Genomic DNA, 5553 nt, shown 5'->3' on the forward strand with positions numbered 1-5553 from the left:
TGTCCTGCCGGCCGGACTCGGCCTGCCGGCCGCGCAGCTGCGCGCCGGGACGGCGGACGGGCAGCTCGCCCGGCGGGCGCGAGCCCGGCGCCTCGCCGGCGCCGTACGGGTCGTTCGGCGGCGCGCCGTCCGCGGGCCGCGGCATGTCCGGCGGGACGACCGGCAGCGGGCCGGTGCCCGGGGCGGCGTGCGCTCCCGTGCCGGCGGCCGGGGTCAGCGGACCCGTCGTCAAGGGCGACTGCGGTCCGGTGCCGTCGCCCGCGTGGAGGGGGCCGCCCATCATCGGCTGCGGCCCGGTGGAGCCGCGCAGCGGGCGCAGCGGGCCGGTGTGGCCGACCATCGGGTTGCCGCCGGTGCCCGCGCCGAATCCGGCGGCGGGCCCGAAGTCGTCCTGGCGGAAGCCTCCGCCGGCGGCGGGCGGCTCGGCGGCGGTGGTCGTGAGCGCGGCGAGCTGGCCCTGGCCGCCGGTGTCGCGGGAGCCGAGGCCGCGGGCGCCGACGCCGGCGGGCTCGCCAGGGGTGACCGCGACGTCCGGCAGCACGACGAACGCGGTGAGCCCGCCGCCCTGCGCGGCCCGCAGCTCGACGCGGATGCCGTGCCGGACGGCCAGGCGGCCGACCACGAACAGGCCCATGCGGCGCGCCGCGGAGAAGTCGATGACGGGCGGGTTCGCCAGCCGCCAGTTGGCCTGCTCCAGCTCCTCGGGCGACATCCCGACGCCGTTGTCGGTGATCTGCAGCATGGAGCCGCCGCCGCTGAGCAGCTGCCCGGAGACGGTGACCTTGGTGTTCTCGGAGGAGAACACCAGCGCGTTCTCCACCAGCTCGGCGAGCAGGTGGACGAGGTCGTTGACGACGGGCCCGGCGACGGTCATGTCGCCCTGGACGCGCAGCGCGACCCGCTCGTACTGCTCGACCTCCGACAGCGAGGCGCGCACGACGTCGATCAGCGGGACCGGCTTGTTCCACCGGCGGGCCTGCTCCTGGCCGCCGAGGACCAGCAGGTTCTCGCAGTTGCGGCGCATGCGGGTGGCGAGGTGGTCCAGCCGGAACAGGCTGGACAGCTGCTCCTCGTCGCGCTCGCTCTGCTCCAGCTCCTCGATGAGCCGCAGCTGCCGCTCGATCAGCGACTGGCTGCGCCGCGACAGGTTGACGAACATCGCGTTGATGTTGCCGCGCAGGACGGCCTCGTCCGCCGCCAGCCGGACCGCCTCGCGGTGGACCTCGTCGAAGGCGCGCGCGACCTGGCCGATCTCGTCGGTGGAGTCGATCTCGATCGGCGCGACCTCGATACCGCCGGCGGCCGCCTCGGGGTCGCGGAGCCGGTCGACCAGGCCGGGCAGCCGGCTGCTGGCGACCTCCAGGGCGCCGGTCTGCAGCCGGCGCAGCGGCCGCACCAGCGACCGCGCCACGATGATCAGCAGCACGAGGACGACGGCGAGGACGAGGAACAGCAGCGACCCGTCGCGGATCGCGGCGGTCCGCGCGTCGCTCTCGGCCGTGCCCGCCGAGCCGGCGAGGTCGGTGGCGATCTTCTGCTCGACGGTCCGCATCCGGTCGACCCGGACGCCGGCGTCGGACGTCCAGCCGCGCGCCGTGCGGGTGCTGAGCGGAACCTTCAGCTGCGAGCTCGCGTCGGCGAGGGCGAGCGTCTCCAGCCGGGTGACCTCGGCGCGGTCGAGCTCGGGACCGGTGACGGTATCCTCGTAGAGCCGCAGCTGGGCGGGGGTGGCGGAGCTGCGGAACGCGGTGATGCTGGTGTTCATCTCCGCGCGGGCGTCGTCGACGGCCGTGCGGTCGAGCGGCTCGAACCGGCCCGCCCACAGGGCGGAGGCGATGAGCGCGCGCTCGCGCGACGCGGCGTCCTTGGCGCGGGCGAGGTCGGCGAGCGCCAGGGCGCTCTGCGCGAGCTCGGGGGTCGGCGCGTCCTGCGAGACCAGCAGGTGGAAGTTGGCGAAGTCGTCGATGAACTCGGTGTACTTGTCGATGACCGGGCCGGGCGCCAGCCGGATCGCCAGGGTGCGCAGCGAGGCCAGCTCGTCGACGCGGTTGACGACGTTGCCGATGGACAGGCGCAGCGCGGCCGAGTCGGGCTTGACGGCGGAGGCGGCGGCGCGGACCTTGCCGGCCGCGGCGTCCGTGCGGGCCTGGTCGGCCTTGAGGGTCGCCGTGGTGACGGCGCGGTGGTTGGCCGCGTGCTCGGCCATCGCGTCGCGCTCGTTCTCCATCTCATACGCGAGCGCGGTCAGTTGCTTACCGAGCGTAGCCATTTTCCCGGTGCGGCCGTAGGACTGGGCGTTGTCCATGGAGACCGAGACGCGGTAGCCGGCGAGGAGCGCCGCGACGACGGTGGGCACGGCGATGAGGGCGAACAGGCGCGTCGTCACCCGCCAGTTGCGCAGCTTCAAACGGCCTCCCAGCAAGCGTCGCTTCGGGGCGTCGACGCTGGCAGACGGGGCTTGCTCGGGGGACTGCGGGGCGCTGTCGGCCCCTTCGGCTTTCCGCACTGCCCTCCGCTACCTCTCAATGGGTCGTTCGCTCGCGGCGCACGGTGACCCGAATGCGATTCGGGTCGCGACGCCCGCTCCGCGCCACTGCGGGCGAGCGCGGAACATTGCAACACAGAGCCACCAACATGGCCAACCCGAATGATCACATAGGTCTGCACTTGTGATGCGGAGGATACGAATGTCACGGATTGTTTAGGTATGTTCACATAAACCGACGTAAAGCTCACATCTCGCCCCCTGGGCGGGTCACCGTGCGCTACGCTCCCGCCTCGTTGAAAGATCAGCTTTCAGCCAACTCCCCCGCAAATGGAGCGTTGCTCATGTCTGCTTCCCACCGCCGTGCCGCCCTCGGTGGCGCGCTCGCCATCGCGGTAGCGCTCGCGGCCACCGCCTGCGGCGGCTCAGACGACAAGAAGTCGGCCAACGGCCTGGAGAAGTCCACGATCACGGTCGGCACGATGACGATCGCCGACACCGCGCCGTTGCAGATCGCGATCCAGAAGGGCCTGTTCAAGGCCGAGGGTCTGACCATCAAGACCCGCGTCGTCAGCGGCGGCGCCGAGGCGATCCCGCTGCTCAAGGCCGGCCAGCTGGACATCACCTTCGGTAACTACGTCTCCCTGTTCACCGCCGCGTCCAAGGACCCCGGCTTCAAGCCCAAGGTCGTCGCGGAGGGCTTCCAGAGCGCCCCGAAGACGCACACCCTGATGGTCCGCAAGGACTCCCCCTTCCACACCATCAAGGACCTGGCCGGCAAGAAGATCGGCGTCAACACCAAGCACAACGTCAGCACGCTGCTGGTGCGCGCCGCCGCCAAGCCGCAGGGCGTCGACTTCGACGAGGACAAGAACTTCGTCGAGATCCCGCCGCCCAACATGGAGGCCTCGCTCAAGAGCAAGAGCGTCGACGCCGTCCAGGCGATCGAGCCGTTCGGCACCCAGATGCAGGAGGACATGGGCGCCCGCATGATCTCCGACCTGTCCAGCGGCCCGACCGCCGACTTCCCGATGGGCGGCTACGCCGCCACCTCGAAGTTCGCCGACAAGAACCCCAGGACCGTCGCGGCGTTCCAGCGCGCCCTGGTCAAGGCCGAGGGCATGGCCGCCGACCGCAAGCTCGTCCAGCAGACCCTGCCCACCTACGCCAAGGGCATCGACGCCAAGGTCGCCTCGACGATGAGCTACGGCTCCTACCCGACCTCCACGAGCGCGACCCGGCTCCAGCGGGTCGCCGACGTCATGCAGCAGTTCGGCTACATCCCCAACCGGATGGACGTCAAGCCGCTGCTGTTCTCGGCGAGTTCATGAACCCTCGCCGCATCGCCCTCGGCGCCGCCGGGGTGGTAGCGGTGGTCGCCGTCCTCGAGGCCGTCAGCCGTGCCGGCCTCGTGGACGACACCGCCCTCCCCCCGGCGTCGACCGTGCTGAGGGAGGCCGGCAAGCTCGCCGTCGACCAGGAGTTCCTGACCGACGTCGGCGCGACGGTGAAGGCGTGGCTGCTCGGGCTGCTGCTGGCGGTGGTGGTGGCGGTGCCGCTGGGCGTCCTGCTCGGCTCGGTGCCGCTGCTCGGCACCGCCTCCCGGGCCGTGGTCGAACTGTGCCGGCCCATCCCGTCGGTCGCGCTGATCCCGCTGGCCATCCTGCTGTTCAGCTCGCCCGACCAGACGAAGATGTCGCTGGTCTTCTACGCCTGCCTGTGGCCCATCCTCGTCAACACGCTCTACGCGCTGCGCGACGTCGACCCGGTCGCCAAGGAGAGCCTGCGCAGCTTCGGGTTCGGGACGCCCGCGGTCCTGCTGCGGGTGTCGCTGCCGAGCGCCGCCCCGTTCATCGCCACCGGCGTCCGCATCGCCGCCTCCGTCGCGCTCGTCGTCGTGATCAGCACCGAGCTGCTGGTCGGCGGGGACAACGGCATGGGGATCTACCTCAACGACACGCAGTCCGGCGGCGGCCAGACCGACGTGCTGCTGGCCGGCGCCTGCTGGGCCGGCGTGCTCGGGCTGCTCGCCAACGGCGTGCTGATCGGCCTCGAGCGCTTCGCGTTCCGCTGGCACACCGCCCGCGCGGAGGGGATCGCATGAGGGCGCTCAGACTGGGCCGCGGCCTCGCCGAGCGGATCTGGCTGGTCGCCGCCGCCGTCATCGCGTGGCAGGTCGTCACCAGCACGGTCGAGGAGACCTACTTCCCGCCGCCCACCAAGATCGTCGACGCGCTGCACGAGCTGTGGTTCTCCGGGCCGGCGTCGAAGCTGTTCCTCACCGACAAGGCCGTCGACGACTTCTCCAGCAGCCTCACGCACCTGTTCATCGGCTGGGCCGCCGCCGGCGCCGCCGGCGTGGTGCTCGGCACCGCGATCGGCCGCTCCAGGGTCGCGCGCGACCTGCTGGACCCGGTGCTGCAGTTCCTGCGCGCCGTCCCGCCGCCCACCCTGCTGCCGTTCTTCATCGTGGTGTTCCAGATCGGCGCCACCATGCAGATCGTCACGATCGCGTTCGGGGTGGTGTGGCCGGTGCTGCTCAACACCTCCGACGGCGTGCGCACCGTGGACCCGCTCCAGCTGGAGACCGCCAAGGTCTTCGGCGTCTCCCGGTTCCGCCGGCTGCTGGTGGTCATCCTGCCCGCCGCCGCGCCGAAGATCTTCGCGGGGCTGCGGGTCGCGCTGTCGTTCGCGCTGATCCTGATGGTCATCTCCGAGATCGTCGGCAGCACGTCCGGGATCGGGGCGGAGCTGCTGAACGCCCAGCGCACGTTCGAGATGCCCGCCATGTGGGCCGGGATCGTCATGCTCGGCGTCCTCGGGCTGCTGTTCAACGGGCTGTTCATGCTGCTGGAGCGGCGGCTGCTGTCCTGGCACGCCGGCGCCCGCCGGCTGACGAGCTGATGCGCACGATGGAACCGGCGACGCCCGCCCCCACCACCACCCGGCCGCCGGCGGCGACCCCCCCGGCGCGCCCCCGGGCGGGAGTTACCCCCGAAAAAAATGCGGCCGGGTGCGGCCTGTAAAACGGCGAAGGCAAAACTACGGCCCGCGGCCCCAAACCCACG

4 protein-coding genes are annotated in these 5553 nt (G+C 71.9%); 3 read left to right on the forward strand and 1 reads right to left on the reverse strand.

The genetic code is table 11. The features are described 5' to 3' along the window. A partial coding sequence (locus tag ABZ914_RS45070; protein ID WP_500200839.1) for a nitrate- and nitrite sensing domain-containing protein occupies positions 1-2407 on the reverse strand: 2407 nt, incomplete at its 3' end. Between the two features lie 422 nt (positions 2408-2829). On the opposite strand from ABZ914_RS45070, the gene ABZ914_RS45075 reads away from it, so the two are divergent. The 3 genes from ABZ914_RS45075 to ABZ914_RS45085 are packed head-to-tail and all read left to right on the forward strand — an operon-like array spanning position 2830 to position 5389. Beyond that, positions 2830-3816, forward strand: a complete 987-nt coding sequence (locus ABZ914_RS45075; protein WP_190865339.1) for an ABC transporter substrate-binding protein — start codon at positions 2830-2832, stop codon at positions 3814-3816. Further along, on the forward strand, positions 3813-4589 hold the full coding sequence (locus ABZ914_RS45080; RefSeq protein ID WP_190865341.1) for an ABC transporter permease: 777 nt from the start codon (positions 3813-3815) through the stop codon (positions 4587-4589). The genes ABZ914_RS45075 and ABZ914_RS45080 overlap by 4 nt, the downstream gene beginning before the upstream one ends. Further along, positions 4586-5389: an ABC transporter permease gene (locus tag ABZ914_RS45085; protein WP_433151407.1), complete on the forward strand. Its 804-nt coding sequence runs from the start codon at positions 4586-4588 to the stop codon at positions 5387-5389. Before ABZ914_RS45080 ends, ABZ914_RS45085 begins: the two co-directional genes overlap by 4 nt. Positions 5390-5553 lie beyond the last annotated feature (164 nt).

Origin of the sequence: Spirillospora sp. NPDC046719, from assembly GCF_040645715.1 — a bacterium.
In the GTDB taxonomy this organism is placed as follows: Bacteria; Actinomycetota; Actinomycetes; order Streptosporangiales; family Streptosporangiaceae; genus Spirillospora.